Origin of the sequence: Delftia sp. SD018, from assembly GCF_017355445.1 — a bacterium.
Classification (GTDB): Bacteria; Pseudomonadota; Gammaproteobacteria; order Burkholderiales; family Burkholderiaceae_C; genus Comamonas; species Comamonas acidovorans.
On sequence record NZ_JADDRN010000007.1, the window covers coordinates 156,636 to 179,601 of the forward strand.

Below are 22,966 nucleotides of genomic sequence, written 5' to 3' on the forward strand. Positions count from 1 at the left end.
GTTGTTCATGACTGTCAGCCTGCCATGCTAATCAGTAAACCAGGCTGCATAAATAGCAAAATACTGCATTGATCCATCAGTTCAATTTACGAATTAATCATCCACCGCATCCACCATGGACGGCTTTTCCGACCTGCGTTTTTTCTCGCTGCTGATCCGCGAAGGCAGCCTGGCCGCTGCGGCCCAGCAGATGGGGGTGACACCGCCCGCCGTCAGCCGCCGCCTGTCCCTGCTGGAGCGGCGCCTGGGCGTGCGCCTGCTGCAGCGCACGACACGGCGCATCCACCTGACGCCCGAGGGCGAAGCCTACCTGCTGGACGGCGCGCGCATCCTGGCCGACCTGGAGGCGCTGGAGCGCAGCATCTCGGGCACGCGCGCCACGGCGCGCGGCCCGCTGTCCATTGCCTGCACACTGGGCTTTGGCCGCCAGCGGCTGGCGCCCGCGCTGTCGGCCTTTGCGCGTGCCTATCCCGAGGTGCAGGTGCAACTGCAATTGACGGACAGGCCCGTCAACCTGGTCGAGCAGGGCTTTGACGCCGTCGTGCGCTTTGGCGCCCTGCCCGACTCCGCCCTCACCGCCCGCCTGCTGCTGCCCAACCGCCGCGTGCTGTGCGCCGCGCCCTCCTACCTCAACGCCCACGGCGAGCCGCGCCAGCCCGCCGACCTGCAGGCCCACCGCTGCATCGTGATCCGCGAGAGCGACGAAACCTATGGCAGCTGGCGCCTGAGCCGGCGCACGCGCCAGGGCCTGAGCGAGCACAACATCAAGGTCAACGGCGTGATGAGCACCAACGACGGCGCAGCAGCCCTGACCTGGGCACTGGACGGCCACGGCATCCTGCAGCGCTCGCTCTGGGACGTGGCCGCGCCGCTGGCCGCAGGCGCGCTGCGCGAGGTCCTGCCCCAATGGCAGCTGCCTGCGGCCGACATCTACCTGGTGCACGCCACGCGCAGCGAGATGTCGGCCAGAATCCGCGCGCTCACCGGCTTTCTGGGCGACTGGTTTGCACAACGGCCTGAGCCGGACATGGCGCCCGCCTGAGCCCGGGCGCAATCTGCAACCTCGGCGGCAGACAGGCTGTCATGCGCGTTCACCCCGCGCAGCGCAGGCCATGCGAACATGGCCCGCAACGACAACCACCACACCCAGGAGACAAGACACATGGCCACCGCCCGCTACCCCCAGCCCGAACTGTCCAGCCTGCCCGAGGACATCCGCACCCGCATCCTTGAAGTGCAGGAAAAGGCAGGCTTTATCCCCAACGTCTTCCTGGCCTTTGCGCGCCGCCCTGCCGAGTGGCGCGCCTTTTTCGCCTACCACGATGCCCTCATGCTCAAGGAAGAAGGCAGCCTGACCAAGGGCGAGCGCGAGATGATCGTCACCACCACCAGCGCGGCCAACCAGTGCCTGTACTGCGTGGTGGCCCACGGCGCCATCCTGCGCATCTACGAAAAGCAGCCCTACGTGGCCGACCAGGTGGCGGTCAACTACCGCAAGGCCGACATCAGCGCCCGCCAGCGCGCCATGCTGGACTTCGCCATGAAGGTCTGCGAACGCAGCCATGAAATCTGCGATGCCGACTTCGAGGCGCTGTACCCGCATGGCTTCGACGACGAGGACATCTGGGACATCGCCGCCATCACCGCCTTCTTCGGCCTGTCCAACCGCATGGCCAGCTTTGCCGGCATGCAGCCCAATCCCGAGTTCTTCCTCATGGGGCGCGTGCCGCGCGAGAAGAAGTAGGCTGGCCGACCTGGGCCCCCTGCCGCGCCGCAGCACCCTCGACCAAACCCCGGCATATCTCCCCCACCTGCCCCACGGCCCCCAGCAGGCGCGGCGTGGGCTCGTTGGCGCAGTTCAGGCGCAGGTGGTTGGGCAGGTCCGAGCGCGATGAGAACAGCGGGCCGGGGCTGACGCCAATGCCCAGCTCCAGCGCGCGGCGGTGCACCTCCAGGGCATTGACCTGGCGCGGCAGTTCCACCCACAGCAGAAAGCCCGCGCGCGGGGCCGAGACACGGGTGCCGGGCGGAAAGCTGGCCTCGACCCTGGCCGTGACGGCCTGCACCCCGGCCTGCACGCGGGACTTGAGGCGGCGCAGGTGCCGGTCGTAGTCGCCGCTGGCCAGCACCTCGCTCACGGCAGCCTCCAGCAGCGGCGCACCGGCCCAGTCGCCCGCCAGGCGCACCTGCAGCACCTGGGCATGGAAGCGGCCCGCCGCAATCCAGCCCACGCGCCAGCCCGGCGCCAGGGTCTTGGACACGGAGCCGCAATACAGCACGTTGCCGCTGGCGTCGAAGGCCTTGCAGGCCGGCGGGCGCTGGCCGTCGCCTGCAAGGTCGCCATAGACATCGTCTTCGATCAAGGGAATGCCCGCCCGCTCCAGCAGCGCCACAAGGGCCTGCTTGCGCTCCACCGGCATGCTGGCGCCCAGCGGGTTCTGCACGGTGGGCGATGCCAGCACGGCAGCCGGCCGGTGGCGGGCAATGGCCTCGGCCAGCGGCTCCAGCAGCAGGCCTTCGCGGGGATCGGTGGCAATCTCCAGCGCCTTCAGGCCCAGGTCCTCCAGCAGCAGCAGGCTGCCGAAATAGGCGGGCCGCTCCACGGCCACGACATCGCCGGGCTTGCACACGGCGCGCAGGGCCAGCCGCACGGCCTGGGTGGCGCCGGCCGTCAGGACCAGGTCATCGGGGCCGAAGCGCGCACCCCATTGCGCGGCCCGGGCCGCGATCTGGCCGCGCAGGTCGGCGCGGCCCGGCGGCATGCTGTAGGTCTGCCCGTGCGCGTCCAGGCGGCGCCCGGCGGTCTGCAGCGCGCGCTGCAGCCGGGCCGTGGGCAGCCAGGCCGGATCGGGCAATGCCGCACCCAGCGGGATCAGGCGCGTGTCGGGACTGCTGAACAGCGAGCGCGCCAGGGCCGACAGGGTCACGGGCACGGGGCGCGACGACGGGCGGGACGCCTGCAGCGCCGCGCCGCCCGTTGCCTGCCGCACAAAGTAGCCCGAGCGCGGGCGCGCCACGATCAGGCCCTCGGCCTCCAGGCAGCGCAGCGCCTCCAGCGCGGTCGGCAGGCTGACCTGTTCGCGCTCGGCCAGGCTGCGGGCGGAGATCAGCCTGTCGCCGGGGCGCAGTGCGCCGCAGGTCAGCGTCTGGCGCAGGGCCTGGGCAATGCGGCGGTACTGGGGCAAGGGTTCGTTGGTGGTGGGCATGCCAATCTGTACAGGTCAGTTTTCTTGGATTCTGCTTATACAGGCATTGGTGGCCCCGATTTATCGTTGCAGCCATCAAGCAACCCGAGGAAACCCATGCAAGCCAGCAATTTCGATCTCCAGGCCTACTTCCGCCGCATCGGCTTCAGTGCCGGGGACTCCGCCCAGGCAGATGCCGCCACCCTGCATGCGCTGATGCGCCAGCAGCTGTTTTCCGTGCCTTTCGAGAACCTCGACGTGCAGGCCGGCAAGATCGTCTCTCTGGTGCCCGAAGACATTGCGGGCAAGATCCTCGGCGGCGCCCGGGGCGGCTACTGCTACGAGGTGAACGGCCTGTTCGCCATGGCACTGCAGGCCCTGGGCATTGCCTACCGCTTTGTGGCGGCGCGGCCCATGTTCTATCCGGCCCGCCGCCCCCGCACCCACATGGCCCTGGTGGCCGAGGTCGAGGGACGGCGCTGGCTGTGCGACCTGGGCTTTGGCAGCTACGGCATACGCGCCCCCATGGCCCTGGACGTGCTGGATACCGAGGTCCGCCAGGACGGCGACACCTTCCGCCTGAGCCTGGACGACCAGGGCGAATACCTGCTGCAGGCCCGCGTGGACGGTGAATGGGCCAACCAGTACGCCTTCAACCTGTCGCCCCAGGAATGGGTGGATTTCGCCCCCGCCAACTACCTGAACTCCACGCACCCGGACGCCATCTTCGTGCAAAAGCGGGTGGTGGTGCTGCACCAGCCGGCCGGCCGCATGATCCTGGTGGGCGACGCGCTCAAGACCATCACGGCCAGCGGCACCGAAACCAGGCAGCTGGCGCCTGATGAAATCCAGCACGTGCTGGGCAGCCTGTTCGGGCTGGCGCCCGAGCGCCAGGCGGCTGCCGTGTGCTGACCCTCTAAGCTCGGCGGGTCGAATCCCGCTCGATCAGCTCGAACCCCAGGTCGAACGCCGAGCGCCCGGCACTGTGGCCCTTGCAGCGTGCCAGCACGAGTTCGGCGGCCAGGCGGCCTATGCCCGGTCCGTCCACATGCACGGTGGTCAGCGACGGCAGCAGGTGGGCCGCGAAATCGGCATTGCCGAAGCCCGAGACGGCCAGGTCCACGGGCACGCGCAGGCCGCGCGCCTGGGCTTCCACCAAAATGCCGTGGGCCAGCATGTCCGAGCTGCAGACCACGGCCTGCAGATCGGGCTGCTGCGCCAGCAACTGGCCCAGCGCCTGCCGGCCCAGCTCCAGGCTGCCGGGCGCGGACACGGTGACCGTGGGCACCTCGCGGCCCCAGGCTGCAAGAAAGCCCTCGCGCCGCTGCTGGGCCCGGTGGTCGCTGCCCGTGGCCATGCCCACGCGCTGCAGGCCGCGCGAGAGGAAATAGCCGGCCAGCGCGCTGCCCACCTTGAGGTGGGAAAAGCCCACCACCATGTCCAGCGGCCGGTCGCTGAAGTCCCAGGTTTCCACCACGGGAATGCCGGTCCTGCGCAGCCGCTCTCGCGCCTTGTCGGACTGCACCAGGCCCATCATCACAATGCCGTCGGGCTGGCGCCCGATCATGGCGTTGAGCACCTCTTCCTCGCGCTGCTCGTCGTAGAAGGTCTGGCCCAGCAGCAGTTGATAGCCCTCCTGCGCCAGCGTGGCCGTCAATGACTGCACCGTGGGCAGGAATTGCGACACCGACAGCGCAGGCACCACGCCGGCCACCATGCGGCTGCGCCTGGACTTGAGCCCCCCCGCCAGCAGATTGGGGATATAGCCCGTGGCCTCCACGGCCTGGCGCACGCGCTCGCGCGTCTTCTCCGAAACGATGGAAGGATTGCCCAGTGCGCGCGAGGCCGTGATCAGCGAGACGCCGGCCGCCTCGGCCACGTCGTGCAGCGTGGCGGGCCTGGGTGGTGTGGGTGTGTTCATGGGCAAGCGCGATCGCGGGCTGGTATCGGGGACGGGCCTGAAGATAGCAGACCGCCATCCACGCACGGGCGCCAGGCCTGCCCTGCATCGCAGAAATCGTGATTGACAGCCAAAATGACAACGATATCATTTTACTGAAAGCGCAAATTTCTTAACCTAAAAAATGGCATCGGCGCTTTTTCATTTCTCCGGAAATGACAACGATGTCATTCACAAATCAGGAGACAAGATGAATCACATTCTTCGTGCCATGGCGCTGGCCCTGGCCGCGCTCGCTGCCTTTTCTGCATCGGCCCAGGCCTGGCCAGACAGGCCCGTCACCCTGGTCGTGCCCTTCCCCGCCGGCGGCTCCACCGACCAGGTCGCGCGCGCCGTGGCGCCCAGGCTGGGCGAGAAGCTGAGGCAGTCCTTCGTGGTGGAGAACAAGGCCGGCGCCACGGGCACCATCGGCGCGGCCTTCGTGCAGCGCGCGGCGGCGGACGGGCAGACCTTTCTCGTCACCTCGCTGGGCCCGCTGGTCATCGTGCCCCACCTGATCAAGAACCTGCCCTACGACGCGCTCAAGGACTTCGACCTGATCACCGTGGCCGTGCAGTCGCCCAACGTGCTGGTCGTGCCAGCCGCCTCGCCGCACAAAAGCGTGGCCGACGTGGTCGCCCACCTCAAGGCCCATCCGGGCAAGATGAGCTTTGCCTCGGCCGGCCACGGCTCCAGCGACCACCTGACGGCCGAACTGTTCTGGCAGCAGACGGGCACCCAGGGCGTGCACATCCCCTACAAGGGTGGCGCGCCCGCCCATGCCGACCTGATCGGCGGCCAGGTCGATGCCTCGTTCCAGAACATCAATGCCGTGATCCAGCACATCCGGGCCGGCAAGATGCGCGCCCTGGCCGTGACCAGCCCGCGCCGCTCGCCCGTGCTGCCGGACCTGCCCACGCTGGCCGAGGCCGGGGTGAAGAACGTGGAAGTCGCCTCCTGGCAGGCCATCGTCGCGCCCAAGGGCCTGCCGCCTGCGCTGCGCGACAAGGCGCATGCGGCCTTTGTCGAGGCGCTCAACGATCCCCGGGTGCGCGAGCAGTTCGTCTCCATCGGCTACGAGATGGTGGCCGGCACGCCCCAGCAGTTCGCCGAGTTCCAGCGCCAGGAATACGCGCGCTGGAAGACGGTCATCGAGGCCGGAAAGATCAGCATCGACTGATGCCTGCCCCTGTCCTTTTTCCAACCACCGCACTCCGCAGCCATGACCTCTTCCGCGCTCTCCGAAACCATCAGCCAGGACCGCATCCAGTGGATACGCCTGTCGTCCTGCTACCTCCCCCTGGCCCGGCCCATCAGCGATGCCAAGGTACTCACGGGCCGCCAAAAGCCCATGACCGAGGTCGCCATGCTGTTCGCCGAGATCCAGACCCGCGACGGCCACCGGGGCCTGGGCCTGAGCTACGCCAAGCGCGCAGGCGGCCCGGGCCAGTTCGCCCATGCCCGCGAAATCGCGCCCTCCCTGCTGGGCGAAGACCCCAGCGACATCGCACGGCTGTGGACACGTATGTGCTGGGCCGGCGCCTCCGTGGGCCGCAGCGGGCTGGCCGTCCAGGCCATCGCGGCCTTTGACGTGGCGCTGTACGACATCAAGGCGCGCCGCGCAGGCCTGCCGCTGTCCAAGCTGCTGGGCTCGCAGCGCGAATCCGTGCGCTGCTACAACACCTCGGGAGGCTTTCTGCACACGCCGCTGGATGAACTCAAGCGCAACGCCAGCGCCTCGCTGGAGCGCGGCATTGGCGGCATCAAGCTCAAGGTGGGCCAGCCCGACTGCGCGCTGGACATACGGCGCGTGGAGGCCATGCGCGCCCACCTGGGCGATGCCGCGCCCATCATGGTCGATGCCAACCAGCAATGGGACCGCCCCACGGCCCAGCGCATGTGCCGTGTCTTCGAGGAATTCAACCTGGTCTGGATCGAGGAGCCGCTGGACGCCTACGACCACGAAGGCCATGCCGCGCTGGCCGCGCGCTTCGACACGCCGATCGCCACCGGCGAGATGCTGACCAGCGCCGCCGAGCACGGCGATCTCATACGCCACCGCAGCGCCGACTTCCTCATGCCCGACGCGCCGCGCGTGGGCGGCATCACGCCCTTCCTGCAGATCGCGGCCCAGGCCGAACTGGCCCACCTGAGCCTGGCGCCCCACTTCGCCATGGAGCTGCACGTGCATTTGGCCGCCACCTGCGCCAACGAGCCCTGGGTGGAACACTTCGACTGGCTGGAGCCGCTGTTCAACGAACGCCTGGAAATCGCCAATGGCCGCATGCTCGTGCCCACGCGCCCCGGCCTGGGACTGAGCCTGAGCGAGCAGGCGCGGCGCTGGACGCGCGAAAGCGTGGAGTTCGGGGAGCGGGGTTGAGGGTGCCTACCCATCCAACCCGTACTTGCGGATCTTGTCGTGCAGTGTGGTCTTGGGCATGGACAGGGCTTCGGCCGTGCGCGCCAGGCTGCCGGCGTGGCGGCGCAGAGCGTCGGCGATGAGGGCGCGCTCGAAGGCCTCGACAGCGGCGGACAGCGGACGGGGCGCGGCGTCCTGCGCGGTGGTGCCGGCCGGCTGGCCGAAGGGGGGCGAGCCGGTCTCGATGCCCAGCACCGTGCGCTCGGCCACGTTGCGCAGCTCGCGCACGTTGCCTGGCCAGTCATAGCCCAGCAACTGCTGCACGCGCGCGGTGGTCAGCTCGGGCACGGGCCGCTGGTGGCGCGCCGCGCCCTGCAGCGCGAAGTGCTCGAACAGCAGCGGCACGTCCTCGCGCCGCTCGCGCAGCGGCGGCAGCGAGACGGTGGCCACGTTCAGGCGGTAGTAGAGGTCGGCGCGGAACAATCCTTGCCGGCTCAACTCCAGCAGATCGACCTTGGTGGCCGCGATCACGCGGCAGTCGATGGGGATCAGGGTGTTGGAGCCCAGGCGCTCCAGCACGCGTTCCTGCAGCACACGCAGCAGCTTGATCTGCATGGGCAGGGGCATGCTTTCGATCTCGTCCAGGAACAGCGTGCCGCCGCTGGCGTGCTCCAGCTTGCCGATGCGCTTCTTGCCCGCGCCGGTATAGGCGCCGGCCTCGCTGCCGAACATTTCGCTGTCGAACAGCGTGTCGGGCAGGCCGCCGCAGTTGACGGCCACGAAGTTGCCCTCGCGCCGCGCGCTGGCTTCGTGCAGACAGCGCGCCACCAGTTCCTTGCCCGTGCCGGTCTCGCCCTGGATCAGCACATCGGCCGCGCTCTGCGCCAGCCCCGTGAGCATCTGGCGCAGCTGGCGCATGTTGGGCGCCCGGCCTATCAGCCGGTGCTCCAGGCTGTCGCGCTGGTCCAGTTGCTGGCGCAGCGCCCGCACTTCCAGCACCAGGCGGCGGCGCTCCAGGGCGCGGCGCACGGCGCCGACCAGGGTTTCGGGGGCGAAGGGTTTCTGGATGAAGTCCTGGGCGCCGTCCTTCATGGCCTGTACGGCCATGGAGATGTCGCCGTGGCCGGTGATCAGCACCACGGGCAGCTCGGCATCCATGGCCACCAGCTCGCGCAGGAAGGCCATGCCGTCCATGCGCGGCAGGCGGATGTCGCTGACCACGATGCCCGCAAAGTCGCGCGACAGGCGCCGGCGCGCCTGCTCGGCGCTGCCCACGCTTTCGCAGGCGATGCCTTCGAGCTGCAGCGCCTGCTCGCAGCCGAGCACGATGTCGGGGTCATCCTCGATGATCAGGACTTTGAGGGCGTCGGTCATGGTGTGTGGGCAGAGGGTGTGGAGGGAGCCAGGGCCAGGCTCAGCGTGAAGACGGCGCCGCCGCCCGGATGGTTGCTGCCCGTCAGCGTGCCGCCGCATTCACGCACGATGCCGGCCGACAGCGCCAGCCCCAGGCCCAGGCCCACGCCCTCTTCCTTGGTGGTGAAAAACGGCTGGAACAGATGGGCCTGCGCCGCTTCGCTCAGGCCCGGGCCGTGGTCGCGCACGGTGACCTGGGCGCGGCCATCGGCCACGGCGCAGGCCAGCTCCAGGCAGGGCGCGGGCTGGCCGCGCATGGCGTCCAGGGAGTTGTTGATCAGGTTGATCAGCACCTGCTCGATGCGGTTGCGGTCGCACCAGGCCACGGCCTCGGGCACGCCGTCATCGCGCAGGATGCGGGCGCCGGTCTCGGCCACGCGCGACTCCAGCACGGCCAGCGCATTGTCCAGCGCATGCGCCAGCGGCACGGCCTGGCTGGCGCCGCTGGACTTGCGCGCGAAGTTGCGCAGCTGGCCGGTGATGCGGCCCATGCGGTCGGCCAGCTGCGCCATGCGCTCCAGGTTCACGCGCGTGGTTTCGGTATCGCCGCGCTCCAGAAAGCGCTGGCTGTTGCCGGCCAGGGTGCGCAGCGCCGTCAGCGGCTGATTGAGTTCATGCGCCACGCCCGTGGACAGCTGGCCTATCACGGCCAGCTTGCCGGCCTGCACCAGTTCGTCCTGGGCGGCGCGCAGCGTGGCCTCGGCGTGGGTGCGCTCGGCCACCTCGGCCTGCAGCGCCTCGTTGGCGGCCGACAGGTCGGCCGTGCGCTGCTCCACCTTGCGCTCGAGCTCGTCGTGCGCGGCCTGCAGCGCCTCGCGCGCGGCCAGCCGGTCCCGCAGGTGGCGGCGGCGCTCGTTGACCATCATGGCCAGCAGCAGCACAAAGGCCGCGCCCACGGCCGCGGCCAGCGCGCGGCTCTGGGCCAGCTGGTCGACCTGCTCCAGGTGCGAGAGCACGGTGATCGTCCAGGGCGTGCCAGGCAGCTGGCGCGACTGGGCGAGGAAGCGGCCGCTGACCGGGTAGACCGAGCCCGGCGATTCCTCGCCATGGCGGGCAATGCGCACCAGGCGCGCGCCCTGGCCCAGGTCGCGCAGCACCTGCAGGCCCAGCGGCTCCAGCGCGCGGCGGTTGTACTGGCGCGTGTGGTCGAAGGCGGCGCGCGTGCCCTCGTCCAGCGTGCGCAAGGTGGTGAATTTCCAGTCGGAGACCGTGCCCAGGATGACGACGCCGTTCTCGTCGCCCACCAGCACGGGCGCCTCCACCGTGGACCACGATTGCTCCAGCTGGTCCAGGCTGACCTTGACCACGGCCACGCCCAGCGTGTGGGTGTCGTCGCCCAGGGTGGAGGCCAGGTAGTAGCCGGGCTCGCCGCGCGTGGTGCCAATGCCGAAGAAGCGCGCGCTGCCCGTGGCCATGGCCGTGCGGTAGTAGGGGCGAAAGCTCAGGTCCTCGCCCATGTAGCTGTCGGAGCGCCGCCAGTTGCTGGAGGCCACGACGTGGCCGCGCGCATCGACCAGGTAGGCGGTCAGCGTGCCCGCGCGGTCGTTGAGCTGCTCCAGGTAGGCGTTGACGCGGTTGGTGAGCTGCTCGTCGCCGGGCTCGGCCAGCAGCCTTTGCACATTGCCTTCCAGTGCCAGCACGTCGGGCAGGAAGGCATATTTGCCGATCTCGCGCTGCAGGCTGGCGCCGTACAGCTCCAGCCGGTGCATGCCCGTGGCACGCAGATCGGCGATGCCCAGCCGCTGCGCCAGCAGGTACGCACCCCAGCCGCTCAGCCCGCTCAGGGCAAGCCACAGCAAAAGCAGGATGAGCTGGCGCAGGGGGCGGCGGGCGGGCATGGTGAAGGCACCGATGTTATCAGTGCCCCCCAGCGCCGCCTGGGCCTCAGGCCGAGACAGCGGGCCGCCCTTGCTCGGAATGGTCCGTGGGCAGCAGGGACTCGTCGTCATCCGTGGCCGCGGTCGGATCGACGGCGCCTTCCCACTTGGCCACCACGGCCGTGGCGATCGCATTGCCCAGCACATTGGTCAGCGTGCGGCCCATGTCCAGGAAGTGGTCGATGCCCAGGATCAGCAGGATGCCCGCCTCGGGCAGGCCGAACATGGGCAGCACGGCGGCCACCACCACCAGCGATGCGCGCGGCACGCCGGCAATGCCCTTGCTGGAGACCATCAGCACCAGCAGCATGGTGATCTGGGCCGTCAGCGTCATGTCGATGCCGTAGGCCTGGGCGATGAAGATGGCCAGGAAGGTGGTGTAGACCATCGAGCCGTCCAGATTGAACGAGTAGCCCAGCGGCAGCACGAAGCCGATGATGCGCGGCTTGATGCCGAACTTCTCCAGCTGCTCCATCAGCTTGGGATAGGTCGATTCGCTGCTGGCCGTGGAAAAGCCCACCAGCAGCGGGCCGCGGATCAGGTTCAGCAGGCGGAAGATGTCACGGCCCAGCACGCAGTAGCCGGCCACGATCAGCAGCACCCACAGCGTGGCCAGGGCCAGGTAGAAGCACAGCATGAACTTGCCGAACACCGACAGCATGCCCAGGCCATGGATGGTGATGGTGCCGGCCACGGCACCGAACACGCCCACGGGGGCGAAGCGCATCACGTAGTCGGTGACCTTGAGCATGATGTGGACCACTTCGTCCATCAGGCCCACCATGGAGCGCGCGGCCTGGTTGTGCAGGTTGCCCAGCGCAATGCCGAAGAACAGCGCGAACACCAGGATCTGCAGCACCTCGTTGGTCGCCATGGCCTCGAAGATGTTCTTGGGGAACACGTGGGCGATGAAGTCCTTGAGGTTCAGCGCCGAGGTCTTGAGGTTCAGGCCCTCGGCCGACGACGGCAGGGCCACGCTCAGGCCATGGCCGGGCTGCAGCACGTTCGCATAGATCAGGCCGATGGCCAGCGAGCAGAACGAGGCCACGATGAACCAGCCCAGCGCGCGGCCGCCGATGCGGCCCACGGCCTTGGCGTCGCCCATGTTGGCCAGGCCCGACACCAGGGTGGCGAACACCAGGGGCGCGATGATCATCTTGATCATGCGCAGGAAGACATCGGTGAGGATGCCGAAGTAGCTGGCGATTTCCTTGGCGGCCTCGGGCGTGGGTGCGTAGCTGTTGCAGGCATAGCCCACCAGCACGCCGAGGACCATGGCCACGAGCACCATGGTGGTCAAGCGGTTGAATTTCATGCGGATTTTTTCGTTGGACGTATTTCGGTCTTGCAAGCGAGCCCGGCCACCACGGCTGCCGGCCACGGGCCGGATGCCACAGCGAAGACGGGCTTGTCTCCCTGCATACACAACCACGATGCACGTGGCCTGCGCCTGACAGTGCACAGACCGTGCCAGCCGCATCCGGCCCCCGCACCCCGCGCTAACTGCTTGATTCGCCTATATCGACCTTACTTTTATGCATAAGGTGGCACGGAAATCCGAACGATGGAACGCCTGCGTCGTTCGGAAAACCGGATGGCCGGGCATGCCGCCTCCGGCCCTCCCGGCCGGCGCTATCATCCGCACCGGCCTCCTGTCACGGGGCCGGTGCTTCAAAACACCTCCATCACACAGCGGCACAACCTCTTCGAAAGCGAGGTCTGTCAATGCAATTCACGGATCAATGCAATCGCAAAGGCCAGTGAATTCGCTTTGCAATGGAGCATCAAGCATGAACGCCGTTTTCCTCGCACTCGCCTGCGCGCCCTCTGCTGGCGCCGCCCCTTCCACACGGAGGGCCAAGGCATGAACCCCACCACCCAGCCCACTCCCGCCACGGACAGCCACAGCACCCGTCAACTGTCCAATGCCCTCACCCAGGTGGACCATCTCGTGCAGCAAGGCTGTGCAGAGATCTCCTCCATCGCCCAGCTCGCCCTGGCATGGCTGGAGACGCCCAAGGGCCATCGCCACATGGATGTGGTGGCCCGCGCCCTGCAAAGCATCCGCGACAGCGCCGAGACGCTGGCCGACTACGCCGGCACCGAGGCTCAGGCCATGGGCTGCGGGTTTGAAGACGCGGCCGAGATGCGCCGCGCCGAAGCGGCCGAGACAGCCGCCAAAGCCATGGCACAACTGTTTGAACGCCGGCCGATGTCCGGGCAGGACGGCAGCAGCAGCTGATGCTCCGGCGTCTGTAGAGGGGCCCGCTCTCCCAGGGTCCCGCACCGTGTCTTCACCGGTGCGTCAACCCTGCGCCAACCCTGCCTCAACCCTGCGCCTGAGGCCCCAGGCGAAAAACACTCACGGACTGCACAAGGTCATGCGCTTGCTGCCGCAGGCTCGTGGCTGCCGCCGCCATTTCCTCCACCAGGGCCGCGTTTTGCTGCGTCGCTTGGTCCATCTGCATGACCGCCTCGCCCACCTGCGCAACGCCGCTGCGTTGTTCGGCGGAAGCCGCGCTGATCTCCCCCATGAGGTCGGTGACGCTGCGTATGCTCGTCACCACTTCAGCCATGGTGCCGCCCGCGCGGTCGGCCAGCACAGAGCCCTGTTCGACCCGCTCGACGCTGTCGGAGATCAGGGCCTTGATCTCCTTGGCCGCCGCCGCGCTGCGGCCTGCCAGGCTGCGGACCTCGGAGGCCACCACAGCGAAGCCGCGGCCCTGTTCTCCGGCACGCGCAGCCTCCACCGCAGCGTTCAGCGCCAGGATGTTGGTCTGGAACGCGATGCCGTCGATGACGTTGATGATGTCGGCGATGCGGCGCGAACTTTCACTGATGCCCTTCATCGTGTCCACGACCTGGGTGACCACCTCGCCCGCCTGCCCGGCCACGCCGCTGGCCCGCTGCGCGAGCGCGTTGGCCTTGCCCGCGCCATCCGCGTTCTGGGTCACGGTGGCTCCGAGCTGCTCCATGGAGGCCGCCGTCTGTTCAAGCGCGCTGGCCTGGCTCTCGGTCCGCGAGGACAGGTCGGTGTTGCCCTGGGCAATCTGCGTGCTTGCACTTGCCACGGATTCGCTGCCGCTGCGCACGACGGCCACGACCTGCGATAGCGCATCACTCATATCGCCGAGGCTGCGCAGCAGGGTCCCCACTTCATCGTGGGTGGTGGCCTCCACCCGCTGCGTCAGATCCCCGCATGCCACCGCGCGCGCCACCTGGATGGCCCGGCCGATGGGGCCGGTGATGGAGCGCGTGACCCAGGTACCCAGCAGAGCGGCCAGCACGACGGCCACCAGCGCGCCGCCCAGCTCGAACGCCAGCGTCATTGCCGCCAGCGACTCGGTGCGCGTCAAGCGCTCGGCCATGAGCTCCTCCTCCTCTCGCACCAGGTCCGCCTGCAGTGCGCGCAGCCCATCCATGGCCGCCTTCTCGCGCCCCAGAGAGAACTCGCGGACCAGATCCTCGACGGTCGCCGTGCCGTCCTGAACTTGCCGCCGCAGCGCCTGCAGCGGCTGCACCGCCTGCACGAATTCACGGTGGCGCAGCCGGATTCCGTCGAGCCGGCGCTGCTGGGCGGGGTTGTCCTCGGTCAGGCGTACGGCCTCCTGCCAGGAGGCCTCGAACTCCTTGAGTCCTTCATCCCATGGAGCAAGAAAACGGGAGTCACCCGACAGGAGATAGCCCCGCGAGGCCGTCTCCATGTTGACCATGCCCGTGAGCATGCGCTGTCCCTGGGACATCACCTTGAAGGTGTGCTCGTTCCATTGCTGGGCCTCCTTGAGCCGGGACTGGCTGCTCACGGCCAGCGCGATGACAAGAAGAAAAATGGCGATGACGCATGCGAAGGCAGCTGCGAGACGGCGGGCCAGTGGCCAGTTGGACAAATTCATGATGATCATCGGTACGAACTGCGTGGCCGGAAAGACTGCACAAGGGCGCGGCGATCATGGTGTGAAGCCTCGCCTGCGCCTGGAGCCGTCATCTCCTGACCGGGATCTACAAAGCACTTGCGCCAGCGGCTGCCGGGTGGCGGCCAGCGGGCCTGCGCTTTGTTTCTCTATGTAATATATTGGACAAAACATATTTTTGTCCTAGACAATTCGTAAAATCCCTCAAAACATCCCGGCCATGACTGGACGTTTTGTCCCCTTCAGATCAATGACGCCACTTTCTGACCCCCTGCCTTTGGCGCCTGGCCCCGGGCTGCCCATCTCGGCCGTCGAACGCGAGACCGGACTTGCCAAGGACACCCTGCGTGTCTGGGAAAGACGCTACGGCTTTCCAAGGCCTGAACGGGATTCGGCAGGCGATCGCCGCTACCCGGCAGACCAGGTTCGACAACTGACCCTGATCCGGCGGCTCATGGATACGGGGCTGCGCCCCAGCAAGCTGATGGGCGTGGATCTGGACGGCCTGCAGGCGTTGCTGGCCCGCGCCGACACCTCGCCGGGCAAGGATTTGTCCAGGACAAATTCAGAGAACGCAGCGGACTCTGACCGCTTCGCCCCCATGCTCAACGCCATTGCCGCACATGATCCCGCCCAGCTCAGGCATTGCCTGAGCCTGGCCCAGTCGCGCATGGGCCTGGCCGGTTTCGTGACCACGCTCGTGGCCCCGCTGACCACGGCGGTCGGCGATTTCTGGGCACAGGGGCGTTTTGAAGTGTTCGAAGAGCACCTGTACACCGAGGTGCTCACCGGAGTCTTGAGACAGGCGATCGCCTCGCTCGCCCCTCCTTCCCCGCCGTCCGCGCCCAAGGTGTTGCTGACCACGCTGCCGCAGGAGATGCATGGACTGGGGCTGCTCATGGTCGAAGCCCTGCTGGCCCTGGAAGGCTGCAACTGCGTATCGCTGGGCACCCAGACGCCCATCGGCGACGTGGCACAAGCCGCGCGGGCGCATCGCGCCGACATCGTGGGGCTGAGCTTCAGCAGCGCACACAACGGAGCGATGGCGCAGGCTTGCCTGGGCGAGCTGCGCAGCCACCTGCCGCCGTCCATCGAGTTGTGGGCCGGTGGAGCATGCCCGGCGCTTTATTCCAGCCCGGTCGCGGGCATGACGCCGGTGCGCCATCTCACGGATCTGCAACCGCTGGTCGCCCGATGGCGGCAGACGACAAGAACACCAAGGACATACGCATGAACTTTCCCGCCCCCCGCCCTGTCTTCACCGCCAGGCGGCGCACCCTGCTGGCAGCGGCCTTTGGCGCCGGCCTGCTGGCCAGCGGTTGCGCCAGCATGCGCCCGCCAGGCTCGGTCACGCCCGTCTCACCGTTCGACCTGCAGCGCTACCAGGGCCTGTGGTACGAACTGGCACGGCTGGACCATGGTTTCGAGCGGGGCATGACCGATGTGACCGCCGAGTACACGCCGCAGGCAGACGGCAGCGTGAAGGTGGTGAACCGGGGGTTTTCCGTGCCCCGGGGCCAGTGGCAGCGCGCCGTCGGCAAGGCCTTGTTCACGGGCAAGCAGGACACGGCTTCGCTCAAGGTCTCCTTCTTCGGTCCGTTCTACGGCGGCTACCATGTGGCCGCCCTGGACCCTGACTACCGCTGGGCGCTGGTCCTCGGGCCGGACACGCAGTACTGCTGGATACTGGCCAGGGAGCCGAAACTGCCCCCGCAGACGCTGCAATCCGTCGTCGCCAAGGCCGCGGAACTGGGCGTCGATACCGGCGCGCTGATCTGGGTCAGCCATGATCGCCACCAGGAAGCGCACAGCCAGGAGGCCTTGTGAACGGCGCGCCCCCCGTCGCGGTGATCGGCGCGGGAATGGCAGGTCTGGCATGTGCACAGCTGCTGGCCGAGGCTGGCTGCCGCGTGGATATCTTCGAGAAAAGCCGAGGCCCATCCGGGCGCATGAGCACGCGGCGCGCGCAGGATCCGCAGGGTGCGTGGCAGTGCGATCACGGCGCTCCATCGTTTGCGGCCCAGGACCCGGAGTTTGTGCAGGAGGTGCGCCAGTGGGAGCAGCACGGCGTTGTCGCCGCCTGGCGTCCGCGCGCAGTGCGCCTGCAGGGCACACACGTGGTGCCAGCAGAGGCAGCCCCCGACCGCTGGGTGGGCGTGCCGCGCATGACCTCTCCCGCAGCGTTTCTTGTCCAGCGGCTTGCACAACAGGGGCATGGCGCACGGCTGCACCTGCAAGCCACGGTTCAGCAGTTGCAGTACGAATCTGCCTGCTGGACTGTGCACTGCGCTGAACACGGGCAGATCGGATCGGAATACTGCGCCCTGGTGCTGGCAGTGCCTGCACCGCAGGCTGCAGCCTTGCTGGAGCCGGTCTCGCCCTATGCGGCGGCACTGGCTGCCAGCGCGCGCATGCAGCCTTGCTGGGTGGCCATGCTGCGTACCGACGCCCCCCTGCCGCTGGACTGGGATGCGGCAGAAATCACGGATGGCCCGCTGTGCTGGGTGGCACGCGACAGCGCCAAGCCAGGGCGGCAGGGGCCGCAAGTGCCGCAAGGACCTCAGACCTGGGTGCTGCATGCCAGTGCACGGTGGAGCCAGGATCACATCGAATCGGACGCCGAATCCGTGGCCCGGCAACTGCTGCAGGCATTCGAGGCCCTGACCGGCCCTCTGACCGGCCCTCTGTCCGACTCTCTGCCAGGCGGCCTGCGCGTCACAGTCCACCGCTGGCGCTATGCGCTGCCGGCGCCGCACCTGGTCAACCGCTGCTGGTGGGACGCGCCTGCGGGCCTGGGCCTGTGCGGCGACTGGATGTGCGGCGCAGGCGTCGAAGGCGCCTGGCTCAGCGGACGGGCGCTGGCTCGACGTGCTCTGGCCACGCTGACGCGCTGAACCACAGGAACGCCCGCGCCATGCACAAGAAGCCCCACCTGCCCTCCAAGCTGTGCGCGTGCTGCGGTCTTGCGTTCACATGGCGCAAAAAATGGGCACGTGATTGGGACGAGGTCAAATACTGCTCGCAGCGCTGCCGCACCGCGCGACTGCCGCCTGATCCCACTCCCCCATCTGCAGGCCGTCAGCCAAGGCGCTGACCTCCAAGCGGGCCATGCGCCCCGCACATCCTGGAGCCCTGGATTGCCGCCAGGCCGGCCCCATAATGCGCCACCCCATTGCATCAAGGAATTGGCACCTATGTCTTCCGGCGGCTTTCACGTCCACGGCCCACACGATCACGAACTCGAACATGCTGCCCAGGGCGAGCATGGCCAAACCGCCCACCACGGCATCGGCGGCGGCAGCCTGACCAACCAGATCGCCATGTGCACGGCAGTCATCGCCACGGTGGGCGCCATCTTCGCGTACATGGGCGGCGCCACCCAGGCCAATGCCGGGCTGTACAAGAACGACGCAGCCATCAAGAAGACCGAAGCGGCCAACCAATGGGCCTTCTTCCAGGCCAAGAGCACCAAGCAATCGCTGTCCGAGTTCGCACGTGATCTGGCGACCACGGAGGACAGGCGGGCCGCCTACCAGGCCAAGGTGGAGCGCTACGAAAAGGAAAAGGACGACATCAAGCGCGATGCCGACCGCCTGGAAGCCGAGGCCCGGCAATGGGACGAGAAGTCCGAGATGCAGATGCATCTGCATCACCGCTGGGCGCAGGCCACCACCGCGCTGCAGGTCGCCATTGCCCTTGCAGCCATCGCGCTGCTGACCAAGAAGAAATGGCTGGAATACGCCATGCTCGGCGTGGCAGCGCTAGGCCTTGGCGTGGGCGGGCTGGCCATGCTGCACATCTAGAGCGTGTGGCAAAGCCGCAAAGCCGCATATCCGCCTTGGAAGGCAGCTGTGAAACAGCCCCCTGATTCCCCGGCCTTGCCCGCGGCTCAGTCCTCGCTGGGACGGGGGTAGCCTGCCTCTGCCCAGGCTTGCGCAGACGTCCGGGTGAGCTGATGGTCCGGCCTGACTCCTACCTTGGCCAGCTCGCTGCCGTCGGCGGCAGTGGCGGTGAGCGTGGCGCTGGGATTGTCTTCATCGGGCTCGATATCCAGAGAGACGGTCACGCGTGACCCGCCCACCACGATCTGCACATCCTTGTGCAACTGTGCTGCCAGATGCTGTTCATGCCGGCGCATCACCTCGTGCGCCGTCTTCACGAGCGTGTTGAAGGCGGAAACGTCCAGCGGCTTGGGATTTTTCTTGTCGCGGCCCATGGTCCACGGGCCGACCAGGCTTGGCTCCACCTGGCCGTCCTGGGTCATGGCAACGGCCCAGCCATCGTCGTCTTCATTCTTGATGACGCGGGCCTCCCAGCCGTTGTGATGCCAAAGGCGGTCTTCGAAGATTGAGACGACTTCTTGTTCGAGTTCTGCGGACATGTCCAGACCCTTCCCTTGTGGAAACTATCGAGCCCGAAATTCTACTGTCCATCCATACAGTTCGTGCGCAGGGGTCTATTCCCAAACCGTGGACTCCCAAGAGACGAAAATGCTTCCCGATGGCACCGGAGACGGCATGAACAACGACCTTGCACACCAGGATCCTGAACTGTTGCGCCGGCTGCTGCGCGCGAAGGACAGCATTGACGCCGCATCGCACGAGGCCTGGCCTGTCGGCCGACTGGCGCAGGTCAGTGGCGTGTCCGAAGCGCACTTCGCCCGGTCGTTCAAGCAGGCCTTCGGCAGTCCGCCGCACCGGTACTTGCTCACGCGGCGCATCGAGCGGGCAATGACGCTGCTGCGCGAAACCGATCTGGCCATTACCGACATCGCCTTTGATACAGGCTGGGCGAGCCTGGGCACCTTCGGACGCACCTTCCGCGATATCACAGGCGACAGTCCCAGCGCAGTCCGGGTGCGCGCCCGGGCGACGATGCGCGAGCTGGGCCGCGTGCCCGCCTGCATCGTCAGCGCCGCGCACCGCCCCGACCTCACGACCGCAGTTTCGGAGAAGCGACGCCGGGCAACAAGCGATACAAACGAACCCGAACAACAGGAGATCCCATGATTCAAGGCGTTGAAGTGGTTGGTTTGTATGTGCGCGATCAAGACGAAGCACTCGCGTTCTATGTCGACAAGCTCGGGTTCCGCGTCCACACGGACGTGGCAAACGGCGACTATCGCTGGCTCACGGTGCAGCACCCGGAACAGCCGTCGTTCCAGCTCGGCCTGTTCACACCCGGCCCGCCCGTGCTCGACGCAGCAACGGCGCAGGCAGTGCGCGCGATTGTGGCCAAAGGCGCCATGCCGCCCCTCGTACTGACCGTGGACGACTGCCGCGCAGCCTACGACCGAATGCTCGCAAGCGGGGTGGAATTCACGCAGGAACCCGTGGCACGGTACGGCACCGTGGACGCAGGCTTCCGCGATCCGTCGGGGAACGGGTGGAAGATGATCCAGGCGCGCCGCTAAGGGAGGCCGCCTTGAACTGGAACCATCGGATCCGGCAAATCCACCGCTGGCTGTCCGTCGCCTTCACGGTCACCGTCCTCGCCAACTTCATTGTCCGGGCGCAGGGGGAACCTCCCTCCTGGGTCAGCTACTCGCCGCTGCCCCCGCTCTTTCTCTTGCTGTTGAGCGGTCTGTACCTCTTCGTGCTGCCGTACGTCTGCATGCGACGCAGTGGAACAAGGAAGCCAGGCGATGCGAGGTAGGTGTCTTGGCCCTTGAATGGCCGCCAGCACGCATTCTTCGACAAGGGCACGTCGCGCTCGCCGCAAATTGCCGCCGCAACGAAGGGCTTGCGAATGCGATAAGCTTCAAGTCTTGTTGAAGGTCAAGGACCCCTTGCCGAAGGTTGCGCATGAACATTGGTGAACTGAGCAAACGCACAGGCCTGTCCACATCACGCATTCGTTTTTATGAGCAAAGCGGTCTGCTGCAAGCGGCTGAGCGTGGCTTGAATGGCTACCGCAGCTATCCGCCTGAGATGGTGCAGATGCTGGAGCTGATTGCGATGGCGCAGGGCGTGGGCTTCAGCCTCGATGAAATTCGTGCACTCTTGCCGCCCGGCCTGCAAGGCTGGGACCATGAAGCCGTCGTGGGCGCGCTGCGCCAAAAAATTGCCGATATCAAGGCCATGGAGAAAAAGCTGCAGACCAGCAAAAAGCAGTTGCAGGCTTTGTTGTCCGATATTGAAGCGCGGCCAGACAACATGGATTGCCACGACAACGCACGCCGCGTGCTCTCACATGTACTGGCCCAGCAATCCGAATCCCTGGCCTCTGAAGCAGCGGCCGAAGAAAAAATGGGCAAGCTCATGCGCACCGGACACAAGAAGCGGGCAAGCGCGGCATAGGCCTGCGGCAGTTTGGAACGCGGCCCTAGCGCCTTGCCAAAGCCTGCACCACCTGCTTTGCAGTCGCTTTGGCCGACCCCGGGTTTTGCCCGGTGATGAGGCGGCCATCGGCCACCACATACGAGGTAAAAGGCAGCAAGGCTTTTTGATAGCGCGCACCGCGCATCTTCATTTCCTGCTCCGCGTTGTAGGGCATGGACCGGGCCACTCCGGCCAGGATTTCTTCCGTCCATGAAAAACCCGTGACCCGTTTGCCCGCGACCAGCAAAGAGCCGTCGCTGAGCTGCGTATTGAGCAGGCCGCAGTAGCCGTGGCAAACCGATGCAACGATGCCACCTTGCTCCCAGATGCTGCGTGTGATGCGCTGCAGCCCCGCACTATCGGGAAAATCCCACATCACCGCATGCCCTCCAGTGAAGTAGATGGCATCGAAATCGTTCGCGACGATATCGGCAGGTGCCGCAGTGTTCGCCAGCAGGGCCATGCGCGCGGGATCATCGAGCCAGGCTTTGGCCGAAGCATCGAAGTGCGGCCATTGGAGTGCGCGCGGCTCCAGCGGTACGGCGCCACCCAGCGGGCTCACCAGTTGCTGCAGGTACCCTTGCGCAGCAAACATATCCCATGCATGGGTCAGCTCCGACAGCCACAGCCCTGTGGCGTGCGCAGGGTCGTCGTAATGAGCGACATTGGTGACGGCATGCAAGATACGTGGCGTACTCATGAAGACTCCTGCGCGATTTGCTTGAGGCCCTGTGCGTAGCTGGTGACAGCAAAGTCGGGAAAGCGGCGCTTGAACTTGGACGAATCAAACACATTGTCGTGTGCGTAGCGTGGCAGCAGTTCACGCAGTTCGCGCACGGGCTTGGAGACCCAACCAGCAACCACCATGGCCAGGTGGCTCAGTACCTTGTAGCGCGGCTCAACCCCAAAGGTTGCAGCCGCCAGGTTCACAAAGGCCTGATAGGTCAGCCGCTCGTCCCAGCAAGGCAGATGCCAGGTCTGGCCATACGCATCTTGCGCATTGCCAATGGCTGCCATGGCGCGGCTTGCATCGGGCGTCCAGATCAGGGTGCGCAGCTTGTCGTCACGGACCGGCACTTTGGCCTTCTGGCCCGCCTTGAGCGGGCCGATCGCCAGGGTATTGGTGATGCTTTGGGTTTTGCCGGGGCCGTAGAACTCTGGCGCGCGGGCAATGGCGACGGGGATATCGCCGCGCTGCATCTCGGCCAGCACCATCTCGGCCATCAAGGCGCGCACGCGCCCCTTTCGGCCCACCGGGGCAAAGGCGGTTTCCTCGGTCTGCCGCTGCGCGGTTTGCGGGTACATGTAGGTGTTGTCGAAATAGACAAATTTGGCCCCCGCTGCCCGCGTGGCATCGAGCGCATTGCGCAGCATGGCAGGAAACTGCCCCTCCCATAACTCGGTGTCTGGTGGCAGGCCAGCGGTGAAGTACACGACCTCGCTGCCACGCACGGCCTCCAGGGTTTGCGCGGAATTCATCAGGTCGGCGGACACCGGCTCGTCCGTATCGTTCACCTTGCGCGGCTTGCGGCTGACCAGGCGCAGGTTCTGCGTGTAGTTGCGATGGAGCTCGCGCGCCAGCTCCACCGCGATCTGGCCATTGGCGCCCAAAATGGTTTGCATATCGATCCTTGCAGCATCTTGTGTGATGAGAGGACAAGGAGCTTAAGCTTCAACTTGAGTTGAAGGTCAAGCGGCAAACTACAGATCCCTGATACCAGGTCAAAGACAAACCCGACGGCTCGCTGGCTGTCTGCAAAACCCCGGCGTCTCCATCATGCCGGGGAGCCTGGGGCCTGGGGCCTGGACACTGCGACCTGCTTTGGTGCACCTGGTGAAGGTCCGGTTCGGGCGCCTGTGCATGAGCCGCGATAGCGGACCTCCAGCAGTCGCCAGGCTGCGTTGGCGTTCACTGTCATTGGACTCAGCCGCCTTCACACGCCCGTATTGCATCGGAGTGTT

General features: G+C 66.9%; 24 protein-coding genes. 15 read left to right on the forward strand and 9 right to left on the reverse strand.

The window, feature by feature from the left end:
* Positions 1 to 115 precede the first annotated feature (115 nt).
* A complete protein-coding gene (locus tag INR38_RS09885) occupies positions 116 to 1,042 on the forward strand; it encodes a LysR family transcriptional regulator (RefSeq protein WP_123693728.1) in 927 nt (308 codons plus the stop codon).
* Between the two features lie 120 nt (positions 1,043 to 1,162).
* Positions 1,163 to 1,744, forward strand: a complete 582-nt coding sequence (locus INR38_RS09890) for a peroxidase-related enzyme (protein ID WP_063325939.1) — start codon at positions 1,163 to 1,165, stop codon at positions 1,742 to 1,744.
* Here the strand turns inward: INR38_RS09890 and INR38_RS09895 are convergent.
* A complete protein-coding gene (locus INR38_RS09895) occupies positions 1,713 to 3,206 on the reverse strand; it encodes a PLP-dependent aminotransferase family protein (RefSeq protein WP_207442852.1) in 1,494 nt (497 codons plus the stop codon). The two genes, INR38_RS09890 and INR38_RS09895, sit on opposite strands and share 32 nt — an antisense overlap.
* A 96-nt stretch (positions 3,207 to 3,302) precedes the next feature.
* On the opposite strand from INR38_RS09895, the gene INR38_RS09900 reads away from it, so the two are divergent.
* Positions 3,303 to 4,097 (forward strand): arylamine N-acetyltransferase, encoded by a 795-nt coding sequence (locus INR38_RS09900; RefSeq protein ID WP_207442853.1) that lies wholly within the window; start codon positions 3,303 to 3,305, stop codon positions 4,095 to 4,097.
* Positions 4,098 to 4,101: 4 nt separating this feature from the next.
* Here INR38_RS09900 and INR38_RS09905 read toward each other — a convergent pair whose 3' ends face one another.
* The gene (locus INR38_RS09905; RefSeq protein WP_012206091.1) at positions 4,102 to 5,106 is read right to left on the reverse strand and encodes a LacI family DNA-binding transcriptional regulator; all 1,005 of its coding nucleotides are present in this window, start codon (positions 5,104 to 5,106) and stop codon (positions 4,102 to 4,104) included.
* 229 nt (positions 5,107 to 5,335) lie between these two features.
* On the opposite strand from INR38_RS09905, the gene INR38_RS09910 reads away from it, so the two are divergent.
* Both INR38_RS09910 and INR38_RS09915 read left to right on the forward strand, forming a co-directional pair.
* Positions 5,336 to 6,304 (forward strand): tripartite tricarboxylate transporter substrate binding protein, encoded by a 969-nt coding sequence (locus INR38_RS09910; protein WP_047216940.1) that lies wholly within the window; start codon positions 5,336 to 5,338, stop codon positions 6,302 to 6,304.
* Positions 6,305 to 6,346: 42 nt separating this feature from the next.
* Complete coding sequence (locus INR38_RS09915) at positions 6,347 to 7,504, forward strand: mandelate racemase/muconate lactonizing enzyme family protein (RefSeq protein WP_207442854.1); 1,158 nt, start codon at positions 6,347 to 6,349, stop codon at positions 7,502 to 7,504.
* Positions 7,505 to 7,510: 6 nt separating this feature from the next.
* Here INR38_RS09915 and INR38_RS09920 read toward each other — a convergent pair whose 3' ends face one another.
* Genes INR38_RS09920 through INR38_RS09930 form a run of 3 tightly spaced genes read right to left on the reverse strand, consistent with a single transcriptional unit; the run spans position 7,511 to position 12,088 of the window.
* Positions 7,511 to 8,857, reverse strand: a complete 1,347-nt coding sequence (locus INR38_RS09920; RefSeq protein WP_013801992.1) for a sigma-54 dependent transcriptional regulator — start codon at positions 8,855 to 8,857, stop codon at positions 7,511 to 7,513.
* The gene (locus tag INR38_RS09925) at positions 8,854 to 10,734 is read right to left on the reverse strand and encodes an ATP-binding protein (RefSeq protein ID WP_207442855.1); all 1,881 of its coding nucleotides are present in this window, start codon (positions 10,732 to 10,734) and stop codon (positions 8,854 to 8,856) included. The genes INR38_RS09920 and INR38_RS09925 overlap by 4 nt, the downstream gene beginning before the upstream one ends.
* 46 nt (positions 10,735 to 10,780) lie before the next feature.
* Complete coding sequence (locus tag INR38_RS09930) at positions 10,781 to 12,088, reverse strand: dicarboxylate/amino acid:cation symporter (protein ID WP_043821572.1); 1,308 nt, start codon at positions 12,086 to 12,088, stop codon at positions 10,781 to 10,783.
* A gap of 549 nt (positions 12,089 to 12,637) precedes the next feature.
* Between INR38_RS09930 and INR38_RS09935 the strand changes: the two genes are divergently transcribed.
* The gene (locus INR38_RS09935; protein WP_207442856.1) at positions 12,638 to 13,015 is read left to right on the forward strand and encodes a hypothetical protein; all 378 of its coding nucleotides are present in this window, start codon (positions 12,638 to 12,640) and stop codon (positions 13,013 to 13,015) included.
* 85 nt (positions 13,016 to 13,100) lie between these two features.
* Here INR38_RS09935 and INR38_RS09940 read toward each other — a convergent pair whose 3' ends face one another.
* On the reverse strand, positions 13,101 to 14,675 hold the full coding sequence (locus INR38_RS09940) for a methyl-accepting chemotaxis protein (protein ID WP_207442857.1): 1,575 nt from the start codon (positions 14,673 to 14,675) through the stop codon (positions 13,101 to 13,103).
* A 259-nt stretch (positions 14,676 to 14,934) separates the two neighbouring features.
* Here INR38_RS09940 and INR38_RS09945 point away from each other — a divergent pair, with 259 nt between their 5' ends.
* The 5 genes from INR38_RS09945 to INR38_RS09965 all read left to right on the forward strand — a co-directional run bounded on the left by INR38_RS09945 (position 14,935) and on the right by INR38_RS09965 (position 18,487).
* Positions 14,935 to 15,918 (forward strand): MerR family transcriptional regulator, encoded by a 984-nt coding sequence (locus INR38_RS09945; RefSeq protein ID WP_242699023.1) that lies wholly within the window; start codon positions 14,935 to 14,937, stop codon positions 15,916 to 15,918.
* Positions 15,879 to 16,511 (forward strand): lipocalin family protein, encoded by a 633-nt coding sequence (locus INR38_RS09950; protein ID WP_207442859.1) that lies wholly within the window; start codon positions 15,879 to 15,881, stop codon positions 16,509 to 16,511. Before INR38_RS09945 ends, INR38_RS09950 begins: the two co-directional genes overlap by 40 nt.
* On the forward strand, positions 16,508 to 17,578 hold the full coding sequence (locus INR38_RS09955) for an FAD-dependent oxidoreductase (protein ID WP_207442860.1): 1,071 nt from the start codon (positions 16,508 to 16,510) through the stop codon (positions 17,576 to 17,578). Before INR38_RS09950 ends, INR38_RS09955 begins: the two co-directional genes overlap by 4 nt.
* A gap of 20 nt (positions 17,579 to 17,598) precedes the next feature.
* Entirely contained in the window at positions 17,599 to 17,778 is a 180-nt protein-coding gene (locus INR38_RS09960) for a DUF2256 domain-containing protein (RefSeq protein WP_013801983.1), read from the forward strand.
* A 100-nt stretch (positions 17,779 to 17,878) separates the two neighbouring features.
* A complete protein-coding gene (locus tag INR38_RS09965; RefSeq protein ID WP_012206105.1) occupies positions 17,879 to 18,487 on the forward strand; it encodes a DUF4337 domain-containing protein in 609 nt (202 codons plus the stop codon).
* An 86-nt stretch (positions 18,488 to 18,573) separates the two neighbouring features.
* Here the strand turns inward: INR38_RS09965 and INR38_RS09970 are convergent, their stop codons facing one another.
* Complete coding sequence (locus INR38_RS09970) at positions 18,574 to 19,065, reverse strand: hypothetical protein (RefSeq protein ID WP_012206106.1); 492 nt, start codon at positions 19,063 to 19,065, stop codon at positions 18,574 to 18,576.
* A 136-nt stretch (positions 19,066 to 19,201) separates the two neighbouring features.
* On the opposite strand from INR38_RS09970, the gene INR38_RS09975 reads away from it, so the two are divergent.
* The 4 genes from INR38_RS09975 (at position 19,202) to INR38_RS09990 (ending at position 20,983) form a co-directional block, all read left to right on the forward strand.
* A complete protein-coding gene (locus tag INR38_RS09975; RefSeq protein ID WP_088165458.1) occupies positions 19,202 to 19,693 on the forward strand; it encodes an AraC family transcriptional regulator in 492 nt (163 codons plus the stop codon).
* Complete coding sequence (locus INR38_RS09980; protein ID WP_013801980.1) at positions 19,690 to 20,097, forward strand: VOC family protein; 408 nt, start codon at positions 19,690 to 19,692, stop codon at positions 20,095 to 20,097. The genes INR38_RS09975 and INR38_RS09980 overlap by 4 nt, the downstream gene beginning before the upstream one ends.
* Positions 20,098 to 20,108: 11 nt before the next feature.
* Complete coding sequence (locus tag INR38_RS09985) at positions 20,109 to 20,339, forward strand: hypothetical protein (protein WP_088164439.1); 231 nt, start codon at positions 20,109 to 20,111, stop codon at positions 20,337 to 20,339.
* Positions 20,340 to 20,488: 149 nt separating this feature from the next.
* Entirely contained in the window at positions 20,489 to 20,983 is a 495-nt protein-coding gene (locus INR38_RS09990) for a MerR family transcriptional regulator (protein ID WP_207442861.1), read from the forward strand.
* A 25-nt stretch (positions 20,984 to 21,008) separates the two neighbouring features.
* On the opposite strand, the gene INR38_RS09995 is transcribed toward INR38_RS09990, so the two are convergent.
* Together INR38_RS09995 and INR38_RS10000 are read right to left on the reverse strand one after the other, a co-directional pair.
* Positions 21,009 to 21,704, reverse strand: a complete 696-nt coding sequence (locus INR38_RS09995) for a type 1 glutamine amidotransferase domain-containing protein (protein WP_063325579.1) — start codon at positions 21,702 to 21,704, stop codon at positions 21,009 to 21,011.
* On the reverse strand, positions 21,701 to 22,627 hold the full coding sequence (locus INR38_RS10000) for an NAD-dependent epimerase/dehydratase family protein (RefSeq protein ID WP_207442862.1): 927 nt from the start codon (positions 22,625 to 22,627) through the stop codon (positions 21,701 to 21,703). Before INR38_RS10000 ends, INR38_RS09995 begins: the two co-directional genes overlap by 4 nt.
* Between the last annotated feature and the right edge of the window lie 339 nt (positions 22,628 to 22,966).